Genomic DNA, 1,014 nt, shown 5'->3' with positions numbered 1-1,014 from the left:
ATAACTTCTGCCATTTTTCGACCATTATAAAGATCACGTACAACGGAAATTGTGAGGACACGCATAGCGGCACCTCCTATACCTTGCAAGATCCGTAAAATAAGCAATAGAGAAAAATTGGATACAAAGGCACAAGCAATTGCTGCAAATGAATAAAATGCAAGACCAATGAGAATAAGCTTACGACGTCCATAACGATCACTTATCGGACCAAAAAATATCTGCGAGATGCCATAACTCATAAGATAACTAGAAATGATATAATGTTGATCATTTTCATTGATAACATGCAAGCTGTTCAAAATATTAGGCATAGCTGGCAGCATAATGTCAACGGCTATAGAATTGATGGCCATGAGCGCACCGATGAGAATAACAAATTCTTTATAGCCAATCTTTTTTTGAAGCGCATTACTATGCGTTTGTTCGTCGATTGAATGTGACATTATGGTATCCTTGAAATAAAAATTTCGACTCAATACAGCTTTCTAAGAGTCTGAATAAAATGAAAGATACCTATGCTTTATTGCAGGGAATATCTTTTTCCTTTAAAAGTTCCTGCAATTCATTATTTTGAAACATTTCTTTAATAATATCACAACCACCAATAAACTCACCTTTGACATAGAGTTGTGGAATTGTAGGCCAATTTGAATAATCTTTAATTCCTTGACGCAATTCATCAGAAGTTAGAATATTAATTCCTTTATAAGGTACCCCTAAATAATTAAGGATGTGAGCAACTTGACCTGAAAATCCGCATTGTGGAGCATCGGGTGTTCCTTTCATGAATAAAATGACATCATTTTCTTTAATTTCGCTGTCAATAAAATCACGAATAGTAGTCATCTTTATTCCTCGATATTGCAGAATTTTTATAAGCTATGAGCGTATATTTATGTTTCCATTCTTTTCTAATCGTATTGAGTGAATGAATGCAAGAAGAAATTTTAGATTATTTTGGGATATTTGTTTGCAACATTAGAGCATGAAGGCCATTTCCCATATTGCCTT

At 33.9% G+C, this 1,014-nt stretch carries 2 protein-coding genes; both read right to left on the bottom strand.

All coding sequences use genetic code 11. The features are described 5' to 3' along the window. Positions 1-446 (bottom strand): MFS transporter (locus ACFIO5_RS10035; RefSeq protein WP_375705317.1); only part of this gene is annotated, 446 nt, incomplete at its 3' end. A 70-nt stretch (positions 447-516) separates the two neighbouring features. After that, the gene (gene grxD / locus ACFIO5_RS10030) at positions 517-849 is read right to left on the bottom strand and encodes a Grx4 family monothiol glutaredoxin (RefSeq protein WP_011180847.1); all 333 of its coding nucleotides are present in this window, start codon (positions 847-849) and stop codon (positions 517-519) included. Positions 850-1,014 lie beyond the last annotated feature (165 nt).

Source organism: Bartonella sp. AA86SXKL (genome assembly GCF_042196885.1).
This window is presented reverse-complemented; position numbering and strand designations above follow the sequence as displayed.